Genomic DNA, 15,837 nt, shown 5'->3' with positions numbered 1-15,837 from the left:
TCCTCCTCGAACCCCGGTGATCGCAGTTAGCCTTGAGATAAGACTTCTGTCAATATAATTCATCCATTGAAATATATTTCACACTCGAAAAGGTCGTTTGCGTTCAGCCGCATCCGGAGGCCGCCTCACCCAGCGCAGCCAGCGCGCTTGACGAGCATGGCGATGAACGGCACGTCGTCACCAGAGACGGTATCGATAAGCCCGTCAGCGATCCATTGCACAACCTCCGGCAAAGGATCGCGTCCGCCACGCCAATACTGGGCGAGCACGTCGGGGCGAGGCACGTGTACGCGGTTGCTAAAGCCCGCTTCATGCAATGCCTTCGCATCGTCGGGGCGGAACATGTCGAGCTCGATCGAGACCGAGGTCGCGCTGCATGCCCTCAAAACCCCAACGAGGTCGGCGTGGCGGGCATGAGTGATGGCTTCGGTCGTAAGGCCTGGATGGCGTTCCACCGCACGCTTCAGCATCACATGGTCGAAACTGATGACAATGACCCGGTTGGCCGTGCGCGTTGTTCGCAGCAAAGCTGCCACGCGATCAACGGCGATGTCCGGCCGCTCCGCCTCCTTGATCTCGAGCACAACCCCCATGTTGTCCGCCTTCGCCCAATCGAGCGCCTCCGCTACGGTCGGTACCTTCGTTCCGGCGAAAGTGGGATGAAACCGCCCCCCCGCATCCAATCTGCGGATCTGCTCGAGGCTGAGGTCGGCTGCAAAGCCGTGTCCGTTTGTCGTCCTATCGACGGTCAAGTCGTGCAGGACGATCGGCTCACCGTCTGCGGTCAGGACGACGTCGATCTCGACCGTGGTCGCCCCTGCAGCCTTTGCCGCTTCGAATGCCGGCAACGTATTTTCCGGGTAACGGAGGCTGTAGCCGCGGTGGCCACAGACATGGACACGTCCCGCTTTGCGGGCAAGGAAGCTGAAGGCCATTTTCGATTTGATCCTCCATCGTTTGGACGCGAGTTGTCTACCGGCGCGCTCTGACTGTTTCGCGAACAACGAGCTCCACCGGGAAGTACAGCGAAATCGGCGGCGAGTCGGGTTCGGCGAGGCGCCGGTCGAGAATCGATATGACATCCCGGGCAATCCGCCGAGGATCTTGCCGCAGAGTGGTCAGACGGTAGGAGGACCATGTGGCCATGGGGATATCGTCGAAGCCGATGACCGACACGTCGTTGGGAACGCGCAGGCCCGCGCCGCGAAGGTGATCAAGCGTGCCGAACGCCATGAGATCATCCACGCAGAACACCGCGTCGGGCGCCGGGCCGCTCGCCAGGAGCTGTCGCGCCGCCTCTTTCCCGCCATCATAGTCGGCGCGGCCGGCCCGAACGATCTTCGTCTCGAATCCGGAAGCGGCGGCAAATTCAACGAAGGCATGCTCGCGGACGGAGAAGCTCAGGCTCGGATTCGCCCTGTTGACCACGGCGAAACGACAGGCTCCTGCCAGGCGTAGGGCCTCGAAGGCCTGCTGCGCACCGTCCCTGTCATCGCAATGGACGCTGTCGAGGCCGGTCTCGGCTCGATTGACCAGGATGAGCGGCTGTCCGTTTCGCCGCGTGAGCTCCAGCAGGCTGGCCGGCGGCGAGCCCGAGAGGAAGACGGTCGCCTCCGCCCGATAGCGCAACAACTGGCAGCTGGCATTCGCAATGTCGTCCGCCGTAGGCCCGATGCTGATAATCGCCGGGACGTTGGTGCGCTCGATCAAAGCATGCGAGATGGCGGCAACCATCTGGGCCTGGAATGGAGCATCGGCGTCGGAGGTCACGAGCCCGACGAGCCGACTCCGGTTGGCGAGAAGCCCGCGGGCGAGATCGTTGACCTGGTATCCGAGTGCCGCGGCTGCCTCCTGCACCTGCGCCAACGTTGCCGGTGCGATGCTTGCGCCAGGGGTGAAGGCCCGCGAAACCGCCGACCGGGACACGCCTGCACGCTCGGCGACTGCCTGGGCGCTCACGAAGCGGCCTTGGTTGCTGTCTCTGGTATCCGACACCGGCTCGACTCCGCTGGACATTCCCCGAAACGCATTCATAATTGTGTTGCACAGCATTGCAACAATCAATGACGGCACGATGAAAAAACGTGTCGCTGCTGGGAGGAAATCAGGATGATTCACTGGAAAATCGGAACCGCTGCGCTTCTGAGCGCGGCATTGGTCGGCGGCAGTGCGGTCTTCCTTGCGGCGACGCCTCTGTTCGCGCAAGAAACCGTGAAGCTCGAGCTCTGGTCGCGTCAGGATCCCTCGGGGCCGCTGCGCCCCGGCAATGTGATCAAGGCAGCCGAGCGGCTGAACAAGGAACTCGAGGCCGAGGGCTCCTCCAAGCGCGTCGAGGTTGCCGTGCGCGAGAGCCCCGCCAAGGGCTTCGACGACGACGCACTACAACTTCTCAAGGTATTCGGCATTGGCGAAGGCCCCGATATATTCATTGCCGCGCACGAATGGATCTGCGCCTTCCAGGAGGATGGCTTCGTTCTCAAGCTTGACGACTATATCGCCAAGTACCCTCAGCACTTCGGCACGATCTTTCCGTCGCTTTGGTCATCGGCGAAGTGTCCCGACGGCACCTACGCAATTCCGCAGGACGCCGAGGCGAGGATGTTCTTCTACAACAAGAAGCTCCTGCGTGAGGCCGGCTACGACGCTGCCTTCGTCGATGCCATGCCGGAGCGGGCGTTGTCGGGTGACCTGACGATGGACGAGGTGCTGGAGATCGCCAAGCAGGTCGTCGACAAGACAAAAGCACAATACGGTGTGCTTCACCGGCCGAACAAGGGGCCGGACTACATCATGGTCTTCCAGGCCTATGGCAGCAACTTCGCCGATCCGGAAACCGGCAAACTGCTCCTCGAGCGCGACAAGCTCGCCGCCGCGTTCGGTTGGTTCGAGCGCGGGGTGAAGGAAGGGGTCATCCCGGCCAACAACACCGCGATGGAATTCGATGCGCTGCGCAAGGAATTCTACACCGGCAACGCCGCATTCTTTATGTACGGCATCTGGGATCTTGGCAGCGTCGCGTTCCCGACCTACGGGCTGCCGCAGGACGAGAAGGCCTTCTTCGCGGATTGGGGCTGGATCGCGGGGCCGGCACCCCAGAAGGGCGGCTCGCCGGTCAGTCTGACCCATCCGGTCGTCTATGCGATCGCTGCCGACACGAAGGAGCCGGAACTGGCCGCCCGCCTGCTTGGCCACGCTTCGGCGGCTGACCTCAACACCGATCACGCGGTCACAACGACACATCTCGGCATCAAACCCGAGCAACTCGAAGACCCGCGCTATGCCAAGGCCTGGCCGCTCGCCCGGGCAACCGAACTGCTCAAGATCACCAAGTTCCTGCCCAACAACTCGCAGTTCGGCGAGCTCAACGGCATCATCTATGCCGGAATTCAAGGCATAGAATCGGGGCGGTTGACGGCGCAGAAAGCAGCTGATTTCGTCATCGAGGAGGCATCGTCCACTCTCGAGGACGTGATCGTCAAATAGGTCCAATACGTCTCGCGACCGTCAACCTGGCGCGCCGGGTCGGCGGTTGCGACGTCCGCCGCGCGAGCCAAACGATGACGACGATAGCAGATGAACTGACGATCGAGCGACGCGGCCATGCGGGCTCGGTTGCACGCAGGCGCACGAATTTTGTGATCTTTCTCGGCCCGGCGATCGTCTTGACGGTCCTCTTCTTCGTTGTCCCCGTGGTCATCGATATCGCAGTGTCATTCACCGACCTCAGCCGCTCGCTCCGCATCAGCGAGTTCACCACCGAGCAGTACGAGAAGGTCTTTCGAACTGATCGCCGCTTGTCGCAGGTCATAGGGCTGACCTTCATCTACGTCTTCGGCACACTGGCTATCTTCAACGTGACCTTTGGCCTGATCCTCGCCATCACCACCGCGGCGATCAGGAATGTATCCGGCAGCTTCTTCCGGGGTGTGTGGCTGCTGCCACGGATGAGCCCGTCGGTTCTTTACATCCTGCTCTGGCTGTGGGCGGTGAGCCCCACCGAAGCCGGCCTCGTAAACCAGGTCCTCATGCAGGCGTTCGGCCTCGACGCACCGCTCGACCTTTTGACCTCGGCGCCGATCGCGCTCATCATCATCTCGAACGGCTTCATTGGCGCTTCGATGGGCATGATCATCTTCACCGCCGCGATCCGCGGCATCCCCGAGCACCTGTTCCACGCCGCGGCAGTGGACGGCGCCGGAACGTTCGCAACGATCCGCTTCATCACCCTGCCGGCGCTGCGTTGGCCGATCAGCTTTGTGACCATCTACCAGACACTCTCGCTGCTGGTCAGCTTCGAATACATCCTGCTCCTCACCAAGGGCGGTCCGTTCTACGACACGACTGTCTATGCCCTCTACGTGTACCGTCGCGCCTTCGAGAGCGGCCAATACGGCTACGGAGCCGCGCTGGCGCTTTTTCTCATCGTCATCGGCGTAGTCGTCGCGCTGCTCGGCTGGCGCTTCTTCGATATGGAGCGCCTGCTGCAACGCCCGCGTATCGAGGTGCATTGAGATGGCCGCGCAACCGATCCCCATGGCACCCACGGCGGCATCCGAGCCAGCGGTTGATTGGGACACATTGGCAGCGCGGGCGCGTGGCGTCCGGCGCACAAAGGCGGTCGTCCTCTACGCCTTCCTGATCGCCGTGTCGCTGCCGATCATCCTCCCCTATTTCTGGCTCGTCACCATCGCCTTCTCGGCCAAGACCGGCGTTGCGGAGACAGCGGTTCTATGGCGCTCGATGGCCGTGGTCGTGCCGGCCGTCGTCGCCTTCTGGCTCATTGCCGCGGTCGCGCAAAGCTGGCGCCAGTTATGGATCGGCATTGCCGCAGTCGCCGCGATCGCTGTCTTCGCCTTCGCCGTGCTGGTCGGCCCCGACCTGCACCTCGGCAATTTCATCTTCCTGTGGGAGCCGGATTTCGCCTCGGTGGTGCGGTCGCGGATCGGGGAGGTTAAAGGCGCGGTCCGGTTTCCCAGCGTCTGGCATGCCTTCGGCAACTCGATCCTAATCGCCGGCACGCAGACCGCCATCGTCGTCACCGTCGCCTCATTGGCAGCCTACTACCTGTCGCGCTTCCAGTTCCCCGGCCGCTCCTCGATGCTGCGCGGGCTTCTGGTGCTCCACGCTTTTCCCGTGCTGACGCTGATCGTGCCGATGTTCCTGATGCTCTACTGGATCGGGCTCCTCGACACGCTTTACGGCGTCATCCTTGTGCTTGTCGCCTTCGAGCTGCCGTTTGCGATTTTCATCATGAAGGGCTTCTTCGACGCAGTGCCATGGGACATCGAGATGAGCGCGCTGACCGACGGCGCGTCACGGCGGCAGGCATTCGTGAGCGTGGTGCTGCCGCAGGTGAGGAACGGCATCCTCGCCATCGCAGTCTTCACCTTCATCCGCGGCTGGGAAGAGTACATCTTCGTGTTCACGTTCCTGATCAGGAACAGCAACTGGACAATGAGCCTCTACATGTACTGGGTGCGCGATGATGTCATGGGTGTCGACTACGGCGTCGTCTCTGCGGTCGGCGTCTTCTACCTTGTCCCGAGCCTCATCCTCTACATGGCCGCGCAGCGCTACCTCATGCAAATGTCGATCGGCGGCGTGAAGGGCTGATGACGATGGCGAAGATCGAATTCCGTAACGTGGTGAAGCGCTTCGGCGCCGTCGAGGTTATCCCCGAAATGAACCTCGTCATTGAGGACGGCGAGTTCGTCGCACTTCTCGGCCCCTCCGGCTGCGGCAAGTCGACGAGCCTGTTCATGCTCGCCGGCATCTACCTTCCGAGTGGCGGCGAGCTCCTCTTTGACGGCCATGTCGTCAACGAGGTAGAGGCCCGCGACCGCAATGTCGGCATCGTCTTTCAATCCTACGCTCTCTACCCGCACATGAGCGTGCGCGACAACATCCTGTTTCCGCTGCGCTTCAAGAAAACGCCCCGCGACGAAGCTCTCGGCCGAGTGAAGGCAGCGGCGGATCTTGTCCGGGTCGCTGAACTGCTGGACCGTCGCCCCGGCGAGCTTTCCGGCGGTCAACAGCAGCGCGTCGCCCTTGCGCGCGCCCTCGTGAAGGAGCCGCAGCTGCTGCTGCTCGACGAGCCGCTTTCCAACCTCGACGCTTCGCTTCGCCTTTCGATGCGGACCGAGATCAAGTCGCTGCACGCGCAGCTCGGCGTGACGACCGTCCTCGTCACGCATGACCAGATCGAGGCGACCACGATGGCTGACCGTATCATCTGCATGCGCGCCGGCCGGATCGAACAGGTCGGTACGCCGGACGACCTCTATCTCAGGCCCTCGAGCCTGTTCGTAGCCGGTTTCATCGGCTCGCCGCCCATCAACCTCATTGCCGGCGAAGCCGAGAGTGGCACGGTCACCGTGAACGGCGCCAGATTTCCGGTCGAGGGCGCGTCGGGGTCGCTGACGGTCGGTCTGAGGCCGGAGCACCTCAGGATCGGTGATACCGGCTTCGCCGGCCGTATCGCGCAGATCGAGCCGATGGGCCGCGAGATCCTCTATGTCGTTGAAACCGGCGTGGGCGCAGTTCGCGTGCTTGAACAGGGTTCGTCCGCCGGGCACTCGACAGGCGAGCAGGTAAAGATCGGTTTCCTTCCCGAGAATTCGCTTGTGTTCGAGACGGCGCGGCAGAAGCTCATTGCGGGCGCGCATATCCGTGAACCGGCTTGACACGACCGAGCGACAGCCGCCCCATTTCTCGAGGCGGAGAGGAGGGCGCGCCAGTGGCAGCGTTTGAGACGAGCAACCAGACGTCGAACACGCCGGTGGTAGTTGAAGGTCCGTACGGCCCTGTCCGACTCAAGTGGCACAAACTGCGCACGCACCTCGCCGAGGCGCCCTTCAAGCGTTCGAACCTCGCCCTCGGCTGGCAGCTCGGCGCGAGCCTCGAGGTCGACATACTCGCCACCGCCGATGGCCGCTTCGCGGTTCTCCACGATCCGACGCTCGGCCCCTCAACGACCGGCCGCGGCCGCGTTCCGCGCATGCCGATCACATCGCTGAGGGGACTTTTCCACCGAAACGCCGACGGTGCCCCCGACCCCGACGCGCCGGTGCTGTCGCTCGCCGAACAGATAACCCCGCTTCGAGGGCGGCCAAGAGCGCCATCCGCCAACCTTCAGCTCGACCTCAAGCTGCTCGAAGGACACCCGCTTCCGGATTCGGCGATCGCCGATGCGGCAGCGGCCGTCGCCGGGCTGGAGGACGCCATCGTCGTCGGATCGCATCATCTGGATGATGCACGACGTCTCGTCGCCGCCATTCCCGGCGCCCGGCTCGGCTACGACCCGATGCTGGCGGTATCCCGCCAGCCAGGTCTGCGCGATCCGGAGCGGCTGCTGCGCCACATCGAGCGGCGCAGGGCCGGCGTGAGCCTCGCCTATCTCCGGTTCGATGCCATCGTTGCCGCGGAAAGCCAGGGCTTCCCCCTCGTTGCGCGCCTGCTCGACCTCGGCATCGAGACGGACGCCTGGACGGTCAATCCGGGCCGAGGTATCGGCCACGCTATTCTGCGAACGCTCGTGGAGGCCAAAGTGCGCCAGGTCACGACCGATGTTTCGAGCGAGATCTTCAGCCTGATCCGCTCGCTTTGAGCATGTTCCGTTGGCGGCCGGTGTCTCGGTCCTGTGGCCCGCCCCGAACTATAGCCGCTGGAAGAAGTCAAACCCGAGGCGTTTATGGCAGCCAGGGTTACGTTCTCTATAGAGCGCGAAGTCGGTGCCACGCTGGACAAGCCTATTGGCTTGCTCAGGATGAAGAGCGGGGCCGGATGGATTTTATCGGCGCTCGCTCCCCGGCCAAAACCGCACCTGAAGGTTGTTTTCAGGTGCGGCCAGTTAGCGCCTGGATGATGTCGCCGTGACTACTCAGCCGCGACCGCATCGGCCAATGGTGAGCCTTCGGGTATGGGAGGGGCCTGCTCGCTTCGCCCTTCGAGGTCGTCCAATAGCGCCATCCATAAGGAGACGCACAGCCCGACCATGACGACGAGGAAGGGCGCTGCCGCGATGATCGATGCGGTCTGCAGACCCTGCAAGCCTCCCATTACCAGCAACACGCAGGCTGACGCTCCTGCAAGGACGCCCCAGAGGACGACGACGCCGCGTGCTGGCTCAAGCGTGCCGCGAGACGACAGCATGCCCATCACGATCGAGGCGGCATCCGCTCCCGAGACGAAGAAGATGGCGACAAGGAAGATCGCGACGAACGAGGTGAACGCAGTTCCTGGATATTGTTCGAGGAGGGCAAACAGCGAGATAGCGGCACCTTTGTTGTTGACCGCCTCGACGAGGCCGCCGATTCCCATCAGTTCGGAATGCAGCGCGGTGCCGCCCATGATGGTGAACCAGAGGAAGGTTACGCCGCTCGGAATGAGCAGGACGCCAATGACGAATTCGCGGATGGTCCGCCCCTTGGAGATGCGCGCAATGAAGACGCCGACGAAAGGTGCCCAGGATACCCACCAGGCCCAGTAGAAGATCGTCCAGCTGCCCAGCCATTTGCCGTCGCTGAAGGCGGCTGTGCGGAACGACATGGTGACGAGGTCGGCCAGGTAGTCGCCAAGCGCTTCGGTGAAGGTGTTGAGAATGAAGATGGTCGGGCCGACGATGGCCAGGAACAGCAGTAGCGCGGCAGCGACCACCATGTTCATGTTGCTTAGGAACTGAACGCCCTTGCCCACCCCGGACACTGCCGACAGGATGAACAGCACCGACAGCACCGCGATGATCGTAAGCGCGATGCCTGTCCCCTCGCCGGTTCCCCAGAGAAAATTCAGACCGCTGTTGATCTGCTGCGCGCCAAGACCGAGCGATGTCGCAGTACCGAACAGCGTGGCGATGACGGCGAGAATATCGATCGTCTTGCCAATCGGCCCGCTGACGGCGCTGCCGAGAAGGGGGGTGAATGCGCTCGAGATCAGGATTGGCAAGCCCTTGCGGTAGGTGAAGTAGGCGATCGCCAGACCGACAATGGCATAGATCGCCCAAGGGTGCAGCGCCCAATGAAAATAGGAATATTTCATCGCGACCAGCGCGGCTTCCTTGGATTGCGCGGCCGCCAGCCCGTGAGGCGGTGCGCCAAAATGGAAAACTGGCTCGGCAACGCCCCAGAACATCAGGCCGATGCCCATGCCGACGCTGAACATCATGCACACCCACGAAACTGTCCGGAATTCCGGAAGTTCGTCATCGGCCCCGAGCTTGATCTTGCCGAAACGGCTGATCGCCAGGAACCCGGCAAAGACCAGGAACAACGCGGTCGAGACAACAAAGCCCCATCCGAAACCGCTGATAATCGCCGAAAGCGTGGCTTGGGTGACGGAAGCGAGGCTGTCCGGAGCCACGGCTCCCCATGAGATGAACCCGGCCGTTATTGCTATGGCCGGCCAGAATACCGCCGGATCTATGCTTCGCAGTCTGTCTGTAGTCGACATGTTTATCCCTCCATATTTATGTGTTGACGTTTCCCTTTGTTTAATAAATGCGCCCACCCCGCTCTCCCGCCGACCGCCTGCCCACTCACGCGATCCTGTCCGGCGGAGCGTGACCGTCGAAAAAGGCGGTAATGTTCTCCACCACCTTCATGCCCATTGCCGTCCGCGTCTCTGATGTCGCGCTGCCCAGGTGCGGAAGGAGAACTACATTTTCGAGGTCGGCCAGCCCGGCGGGAATGGCGGGCTCGCCCTCATAGACATCGAGCCCCGCGCCCGCGATCGTGCGGGATTTCAGCGCTTCGGCGAGCGCGTCGCCGTCGATGACATCGCCCCGCGCCGTGTTGATGACATATGCACAAGGCTTCATCCGCTTGAGCCGCTGCGCATCGACAAGATGCCGGTTCTCGACACCGCCGGGGCAGTGGAGCGATACGAAGTCGCTCGTGGCCATCACTTCGTCGATCGACGTCAGCTGCTTGGCCTTCATCGCCCGTGTCTCGTCGTCCTCAACGACGGACCGGTTGAAGAAGACGATGTTCATGCCGAAGCCGAAATGGGCGCGGCGGGCGGTGGCCTTGCCGATCCGCCCCATGCCGATGATGCCAAGTGTCTTGCCGCTGAGCTGGCTGCCCAGCATGTGGGTGGGGCACCAGCCCTTCCATTCACCGGCCCGAAGCTGCCTTTCGCCTTCACCAGCGCGGCGGGCGATCATCAGCATCAGGGTGAGCGCGATATCGGCGGTGGCATCGGTCAGCACGCCGGGCGTGTTGGTGACAACGATGCCGGCCGCCTTGGCGGCTGATATGTCGATATGGTTGAAGCCGACGCCGAAATTGCCGAGGATTCTGGCGCGTAGCCCCGGCTCACCGAAGAGTCCCGATGGCAGCCTGTCGCTGACAGTCGGCAGGACAGCATCGTAGTCCTTCATCGCCGAGACGAATTCCGTTCCGGTGAGAGGACGATCGGCTTCATTCAACGTGGTGTCGAAGCGCGCTTGTAGCACGCGCTCCACTTCTTTCGGCCAGCGCCGGGTTACGAGCACGCGGGGCTTTGCCATTCAGGCAGCCTTGCTCATGGCCGACAGCACCTCGGCCACCGTCTCGCCAAAGGCGGATGGCGTCGGCACGATGGTGACGCCTGCGCCTTTCAGGATCTCGACCTTTTCCTGTGCCGATTCCCCGAAGGCGGAGATGATCGCGCCGGCATGGCCCATGCGACGGCCCTTCGGTGCGGAGAGGCCGGCGATATAGGCGATCAGCGGCTTCTTCATGTTGTCGCGTGCCCAGAGAGCGGCCTCCGCTTCCTGGGGTCCGCCGATCTCGCCGATCATCAGCACCGCGTCGGTGCCCGGGTCCTTCTCGAACAGCTCCAGCATGTCCTTGAAGGACGAGCCGTTGACCGGGTCGCCGCCGATGCCGATCGAGGTCGAGACGCCAATGCCAAGCGCCTTCATCTGGCTCGCTGCCTCGTAGCCGAGTGTGCCGGAGCGGCCCACGATGCCGATGCGGCCGGCCAGGTAGATCGAGCCCGGCATGATGCCCATCATCGCTTCGCCGGGCGTGATCATACCGGCGCAGTTCGGCCCGATCAGGGTCATGCGATCCTCGAAGCGATAACGCTTCATATATCGCTTGACCCTGATCATGTCCTGGGAGGGAATGCCGTCGGTGATGCAGACGCAGAGCCTTATGCCGGCATCCGCCGCTTCCATGATCGAGTCGGCAGCAAAGGGCGGCGGCACGAAGACGATCGAGGCTTCGGCGCCGGTTTCCTGCACCGCGCCCTTCACGGTGTTGAAAACCGGCATGCCGAGATGGGTTTGGCCGCCCTTGCCTGGGGTGACGCCGCCGACCACGTTGGTGCCGTAGCGTTTCATGTCTTCGGCATGGAAGCTGCCGATCTTGCCGGTGAAGCCCTGGACGATGACGCGGGTATTCTTGTCGAGTAGAATGGACATGTCTCGATCTCCCTCAAGCAGCCTTGTTTGCAGCGAAGGCGCGCCACGCGCCAACTGCCTTGTCGGCAGCCTCCGCAAGCGTCTCCGCAACGATGATATCTTCACCTGACTCGGCAAGGATTCGTCGGCCCTCCTCCATGTTGGTCCCCGACAACCGGACGACGAGTGGGACCGGGACACCGACTTCCTTCAACGCCTTGATCACGCCCTCGGCGACCCAGTCGCAGCGGTTGATGCCGGCGAAGATGTTGACGAGGATCGTCTCGACGTTTCTGTCGCGCAACACCGCGCGGAAGGATTTAGCCACCCGTTCGGGCGAGGCGCCGCCGCCGATATCGAGGAAGTTCGCGGGCTCGCCGCCGGCGATCTTGATCATGTCCATGGTTGCCATGGCGAGCCCCGCACCATTGATAATGCACCCGATATTGCCGTCGAGACCGACATAGGAGAGACCGCGGTCGGAAGCGAAGGTCTCGCGCTGGTCTTCCTGGCTCTTGTCACGCATCTCGGCAATATGCGGCCGGCGGAAGAGCGCATTCTCGTCGAAGCTCATCTTGGCGTCGAGCGCCACGAGGTCGCCGCCGCGGGTCACGACCAGCGGATTGATTTCCAGCATTGCGGCGTCATAATCGACGAAGGCGCGGTAGCAGCCGAGCAGCGTCTGCGTGGCGCGGCCGATCAAGGCATTGTCGATGCCCAACCCGAATGCGATCTCGCGGGCCTGGAAGTCCTGCATGCCAACGCCGGGATCGACGGTGGCGCGAATGATGGAGTCGGGCTCGGCCTCGGCGATTTCCTCTATCTCCATGCCGCCCGAGGACGAGGCGACGATCATGATACGCTCGGATTTGCGGTCGAGCACAAAGCCGAGATAGATCTCGCGTTCGATGTCCATCGCCTCCTCGACATAGAGGCGGCTGACCAGCTTGCCCTGCGGCCCGGTCTGGTGCGTCACCAGCTTGACGCCAAGCATGGCATCGGCAGCCTCGACGATCTCATGATCGGAGGAGCAGAGCTTGATGCCGCCCGCCTTGCCGCGCGCACCTGAATGGATCTGCGCCTTCACAACCCAGCGGTTGCCGCCGATCTCGCTCGCGCGATACGCTGCTTGTTCGGGGCTGTATGCCAGCCCGCCACGTGGAATGTGGATCTGGTAGCGGGAGAGAAGTTCCTTGGCCTGGTATTCGTGGATATCCATGTCTTCCTCCTCTCAGCGGTTGGCAGTAATGGCTTCATGTGTGGCAAGCACGTTGCGCGCCATGCGCTCGGAAGCGGCGTCGATCATCTTGCCGTCGAGCGAAGCGGCGCCCTTGCCCTGGCGTTCGGCAACCTTCAGCGCATCGATGATGCGTCGGGCTCGATCGACCTCTTTCTCGGGTGGCGAGAAGATGTCATTGGCGAGAGCGATCTGGCTCGGATGGATGGCCCACTTGCCCTCGATGCCGAGGGCCGCGGCACGGCGGGCGGCCGCCATGTAGCCGTCGGGATCGGAGAAATCGCCGAAGGGGCCGTCAATGGCGCGCAGGCCATAGGCGCGGCAGGCGACCGTCATGCGCGACAGGCCGAAATGCCACTGGTCGCCCGGATAATCAGGGTTGAGGCCGCCGATATTAACCGTGCGGGCTTTAAGGCTCGCGGCATAGTCGGCGACGCCGAAATGCATGGCCTCGAGCCTGCCGCCGAAAGCAGCGATGGTCTCGACATTGGCCATGCCGAGCGCGGTCTCGATCAGGGCCTCGAGACCGACCCTAGTCTTGTAGCCCCTGGCGATCTCGATCTGGTTGACCATCGCCTCGACCATGTAAAGATCGGCGGGCACGCCCACCTTCGGCACCAGCAGCGTATCGATCCGGTCGCCGGCCTGTTCCATGAGGTCGACGACGTCGCGGTACATGTAGTGCGTGTCCAGCCCGTTGATGCGGACCGAGATCGTCTTGCCGCGACCGCGCCAGTCGATCTGGTTGAGTGCCGCGACGATGTTGGCGCGGGCGCGCTCCTTGTCCGGCGGCGCAACGGCATCCTCGATGTCGAGGAAGATGTAGTCAGCATCCGAATTGACCGCCTTCTCGATCATCTCGGGATTCGATCCCGGCACGGCGAGCTCGCTGCGTTGCAGCCGCAACCGGCGCAAATGGTTTATCGTATGGCTCATGAAATCCTCCCCTTCTTGTTCTTCAGGCCGCCTTGGCGGTTCTCGTCGTGGCGGCGGAGCGGAACTGGTTGATCGCTGCCCCCACGCCCGAGCCCGGCTCGATCTTTACGTTGCAATCGAGCAGTGTGAGTTCAGTGGCGGAGAGCGCGCCGAGTATCATGACCTCGTTCAGCGAGCCGAGATGGCCGATGCGGAACACCTTGCCCGCCACCTTGCTCAGCCCGCTGCCGAGTGAAGTGTTATAGGTGCGGAAGGCGTGGCGGATGACCTCGGCACCATCGACGCCTTCGGGCAGATGGATTGCCGAGACGGTGTCGGAATACCATTTTGGCTCGGTGGCGCAGAGCTTGAGGCCCCAGGCCGAGACCGCCGCGCGCACGCCGTTGGCGAGGTGACGGTGTCGGACAAAGATATTCTCGAGGCCTTCCTCGAAGATCAGGTCCAGCGAGGTACGCAGACCGCGCAGGAGTTGTGTCGGCGGTGTATAAGGGAAATAGCCCGTGTCGTTGGTCTTGATCATGTCCTCGAAGGAGAAGTAGCAGCGCATGTGGCGGGAGGTCTTCGCCGCCTCCAGCGCCTTCTGACTTACGGACAGAAAGCCGAGACCGGCGGGCAGCATGAAGCCCTTCTGCGAACCGGAAACGGCGCAGTCGACGCCCCATTCGTCCTGGCGGAAATCGATCGAGCCGATCGAGGAGACGCCATCGACGAAGAGCAGTGCCGGATGGTCGCAGGCGTCGAGGGCGGCACGCACGGCGGCGACATCCGAGGTCACGCCGGTCGCGGTCTCGTTATGCGTCACGAAGACCGCCTTGATCTTGTGCGCCTTGTCGGCAGCCAGCTTTTCCGCATAGAGCTCGACCGGCACGCCGGTGCCCCACTCCATATCGAGGCAATCAACCTCGAAACCGAGGCGCTCTGCCATGTCGACCCAGAGATGCGAGAACTGTCCGAAACGGCTCATCAGCACCTTGTCACCGGGCGAGAGGACGTTGGTCATCGCGGCTTCCCAGGCGCCGGTGCCCGAGGATGGATAGATGAAGACGCGGCCTTTCTCGTTCTTGAAGACGCGTCTGACGTCGGCGAAGAGCGGCAGCGTCAGCTCCGGATATTTCGGAGAACGCATGTCTTCCATCGGCAGGTTCATCGCTTGGCGAACCTGCTCGGGAATGTTGGTGGGGCCGGGAATGAAGAGATGATTGTAGCCTGGCATGGTTCCTCCGATTCTGTGTCCGCGGGCGGACTGTTCCTCGGCACCAAAAGTGCCTTCCGGGACATGTCCGCACAACACTCGCTCAGGCAGAAAAGAATGCCTGACGGGCAGCGCGAGCGCCGCCCCGATGGGTGGTTGCTGGGAAGAATGGGTAGGGCGCGACCTACCCGCAGGTAGTCTCAAGCCGAGTTTCGCCGGCGCTCCTTGGCGTAAAGCGCAACCGCCATGGCGCGATTGCGCACTTCGAGCTTGTCGTAGAGATTCTTGAGGTGGTATTTCACCGTATTTTCAGAAATGCCGGTGCGGCTGGCGATCTGTGTATTCGACCAACCGTTGGCGAGCATGCCAAGCAGTTCCGCCTCCCGTGCGGTGAGTTGTCGGAAGGGCGTGTTGGAGATTTTCGAGAGCATCGTATAGGGAATGCAGATCCGACCCTTCATCACGGCGGTGAGGGTCGCGAAGAGAATCTCCGGGTCTTCGAACTGGTAGCAAAGCCCGTTCACGCCGAGCCGGATCGTCTCATTGACCATCGAAGGATTACTGGTATCGGCAAAGAGCACGATTTTTGGATCGAAACCTAGACGGCCGATATCCGCCAGCACATCCGGAGCCTCGGCATCTTCGAGCTGCCATGAGAGCAGCACACAATCAATCTCGATGAAGGCCAGCTTCTCACAGAGTTCGGCGGATGTCCGCGCCGTATCGGTGATGGAAAACTTGGCGTTTTCCGAAAAGAGTCCGCGAAGAGCGGCAATCACCAACGGATTGCGCTCCGCGACCAGAACCCGGCCTCCTCCATCGTGCGACATGTGCCTCCCTGTGCCGTATGCCGGCCATGCGGATATATCCAGCGCCGAGGGAACACTAACATCAGAAATCACCCACGTTTCATCGTCGAGCGACGAAACTTGTCCTAAAACGCCTCCGCTGTTCACCAAGGTGCCCTTGCAGCATTCGACACAAGGTCTTCCGTTTCACAGAAAGCTCGTTGAAACAAAACCGACGAGTAGTCCGCATGCCTGCGTCCCGCTTCCAGACAAAAATCCGTCCTTCATCAGCAGAATACGG

14 protein-coding genes are annotated in these 15,837 nt (G+C 62.4%); 5 read left to right on the top strand and 9 right to left on the bottom strand.

What is annotated here, in order from left to right; all coding sequences use genetic code 11:
* Nucleotides 1-125: 125 nt before the first annotated feature.
* Together ACSQ2W_RS23895 and ACSQ2W_RS23890 are read right to left on the bottom strand one after the other, a co-directional pair.
* Entirely contained in the window at nt 126-935 is an 810-nt protein-coding gene (locus ACSQ2W_RS23895) for a glycerophosphodiester phosphodiesterase (RefSeq protein WP_436088617.1), read from the bottom strand.
* Nucleotides 936-972: 37 nt separating this feature from the next.
* A complete protein-coding gene (locus tag ACSQ2W_RS23890; RefSeq protein WP_436088616.1) occupies nt 973-2,118 on the bottom strand; it encodes a LacI family DNA-binding transcriptional regulator in 1,146 nt (381 codons plus the stop codon).
* Between ACSQ2W_RS23890 and ACSQ2W_RS23885 the strand changes: the two genes are divergently transcribed.
* The 5 genes from ACSQ2W_RS23885 to ACSQ2W_RS23865 all read left to right on the top strand — a co-directional run bounded on the left by ACSQ2W_RS23885 (nt 2,110) and on the right by ACSQ2W_RS23865 (nt 7,606).
* A complete protein-coding gene (locus ACSQ2W_RS23885) occupies nt 2,110-3,483 on the top strand; it encodes an ABC transporter substrate-binding protein (protein ID WP_436088615.1) in 1,374 nt (457 codons plus the stop codon). The two genes, ACSQ2W_RS23890 and ACSQ2W_RS23885, sit on opposite strands and share 9 nt — an antisense overlap.
* 74 nt (nt 3,484-3,557) lie before the next feature.
* Entirely contained in the window at nt 3,558-4,511 is a 954-nt protein-coding gene (locus tag ACSQ2W_RS23880) for a carbohydrate ABC transporter permease (protein ID WP_436088614.1), read from the top strand.
* Between the two features lies 1 nt (nt 4,512).
* Nucleotides 4,513-5,613 (top strand): carbohydrate ABC transporter permease, encoded by a 1,101-nt coding sequence (locus ACSQ2W_RS23875; RefSeq protein WP_436088613.1) that lies wholly within the window; start codon nt 4,513-4,515, stop codon nt 5,611-5,613.
* A 5-nt stretch (nt 5,614-5,618) separates the two neighbouring features.
* Nucleotides 5,619-6,683, top strand: a complete 1,065-nt coding sequence (locus ACSQ2W_RS23870; protein ID WP_436088993.1) for an ABC transporter ATP-binding protein — start codon at nt 5,619-5,621, stop codon at nt 6,681-6,683.
* A gap of 53 nt (nt 6,684-6,736) precedes the next feature.
* On the top strand, nt 6,737-7,606 hold the full coding sequence (locus ACSQ2W_RS23865; RefSeq protein WP_436088612.1) for a glycerophosphodiester phosphodiesterase: 870 nt from the start codon (nt 6,737-6,739) through the stop codon (nt 7,604-7,606).
* A gap of 269 nt (nt 7,607-7,875) precedes the next feature.
* Here the strand turns inward: ACSQ2W_RS23865 and ACSQ2W_RS23860 are convergent, their stop codons facing one another.
* From ACSQ2W_RS23860 to ACSQ2W_RS23830, 7 genes are all read right to left on the bottom strand, one after another.
* Nucleotides 7,876-9,447, bottom strand: coding sequence for a BCCT family transporter (locus tag ACSQ2W_RS23860; protein WP_436088611.1), 1,572 nt, complete (start codon nt 9,445-9,447; stop codon nt 7,876-7,878).
* Nucleotides 9,448-9,532: 85 nt separating this feature from the next.
* Nucleotides 9,533-10,504 carry a 2-hydroxyacid dehydrogenase gene (locus ACSQ2W_RS23855; protein WP_436088610.1) on the bottom strand — a complete coding sequence of 324 codons (972 nt, stop codon included), beginning with the start codon at nt 10,502-10,504 and terminating at the stop codon, nt 9,533-9,535.
* Entirely contained in the window at nt 10,505-11,404 is a 900-nt protein-coding gene (sucD, locus tag ACSQ2W_RS23850) for a succinate--CoA ligase subunit alpha (protein WP_436088609.1), read from the bottom strand.
* 13 nt (nt 11,405-11,417) lie between these two features.
* Nucleotides 11,418-12,602, bottom strand: a complete 1,185-nt coding sequence (locus ACSQ2W_RS23845) for a malate--CoA ligase subunit beta (protein ID WP_436088608.1) — start codon at nt 12,600-12,602, stop codon at nt 11,418-11,420.
* A 12-nt stretch (nt 12,603-12,614) separates the two neighbouring features.
* Nucleotides 12,615-13,556 (bottom strand): HpcH/HpaI aldolase/citrate lyase family protein, encoded by a 942-nt coding sequence (locus ACSQ2W_RS23840; protein ID WP_436088607.1) that lies wholly within the window; start codon nt 13,554-13,556, stop codon nt 12,615-12,617.
* A 22-nt stretch (nt 13,557-13,578) separates the two neighbouring features.
* Nucleotides 13,579-14,769, bottom strand: coding sequence for an aminotransferase class V-fold PLP-dependent enzyme (locus ACSQ2W_RS23835; RefSeq protein WP_436088606.1), 1,191 nt, complete (start codon nt 14,767-14,769; stop codon nt 13,579-13,581).
* 179 nt (nt 14,770-14,948) lie between these two features.
* A complete protein-coding gene (locus ACSQ2W_RS23830; RefSeq protein ID WP_436088605.1) occupies nt 14,949-15,578 on the bottom strand; it encodes a LuxR C-terminal-related transcriptional regulator in 630 nt (209 codons plus the stop codon).
* Between the last annotated feature and the right edge of the window lie 259 nt (nt 15,579-15,837).

It is taken from the genome of Pararhizobium sp. LjRoot255, from assembly GCF_964252905.1.
Taxonomy (GTDB): domain Bacteria; phylum Pseudomonadota; class Alphaproteobacteria; order Rhizobiales; family Rhizobiaceae; genus Pararhizobium.
The sequence above is the reverse complement of the archived record's forward strand: the minus strand, read 5'-3'. Positions and strand labels throughout refer to the sequence as shown.

Excerpts from the sequence above, each read along its gene's own strand:
- ACSQ2W_RS23895 (WP_436088617.1), bottom strand. The coding sequence starts at position 935 with ATGGCCTTCAGCTTCCTTGCCCGCAAAGCGGGACGTGTCCATGTCTGT.
- ACSQ2W_RS23885 (WP_436088615.1), top strand. The coding sequence starts at position 2,110 with ATGATTCACTGGAAAATCGGAACCGCTGCGCTTCTGAGCGCGGCATTG.
- ACSQ2W_RS23880 (WP_436088614.1), top strand. The coding sequence starts at position 3,558 with ATGACGACGATAGCAGATGAACTGACGATCGAGCGACGCGGCCATGCG.
- ACSQ2W_RS23875 (WP_436088613.1), top strand. The coding sequence starts at position 4,513 with ATGGCCGCGCAACCGATCCCCATGGCACCCACGGCGGCATCCGAGCCA.
- ACSQ2W_RS23870 (WP_436088993.1), top strand. The coding sequence starts at position 5,619 with ATGGCGAAGATCGAATTCCGTAACGTGGTGAAGCGCTTCGGCGCCGTC.
- ACSQ2W_RS23860 (WP_436088611.1), bottom strand. The coding sequence starts at position 9,447 with ATGTCGACTACAGACAGACTGCGAAGCATAGATCCGGCGGTATTCTGG.
- ACSQ2W_RS23855 (WP_436088610.1), bottom strand. The coding sequence starts at position 10,504 with ATGGCAAAGCCCCGCGTGCTCGTAACCCGGCGCTGGCCGAAAGAAGTG.
- sucD (WP_436088609.1), bottom strand. The coding sequence starts at position 11,404 with ATGTCCATTCTACTCGACAAGAATACCCGCGTCATCGTCCAGGGCTTC.
- ACSQ2W_RS23845 (WP_436088608.1), bottom strand. The coding sequence starts at position 12,602 with ATGGATATCCACGAATACCAGGCCAAGGAACTTCTCTCCCGCTACCAG.
- ACSQ2W_RS23840 (WP_436088607.1), bottom strand. The coding sequence starts at position 13,556 with ATGAGCCATACGATAAACCATTTGCGCCGGTTGCGGCTGCAACGCAGC.
- ACSQ2W_RS23835 (WP_436088606.1), bottom strand. The coding sequence starts at position 14,769 with ATGCCAGGCTACAATCATCTCTTCATTCCCGGCCCCACCAACATTCCC.
- ACSQ2W_RS23830 (WP_436088605.1), bottom strand. The coding sequence starts at position 15,578 with ATGTCGCACGATGGAGGAGGCCGGGTTCTGGTCGCGGAGCGCAATCCG.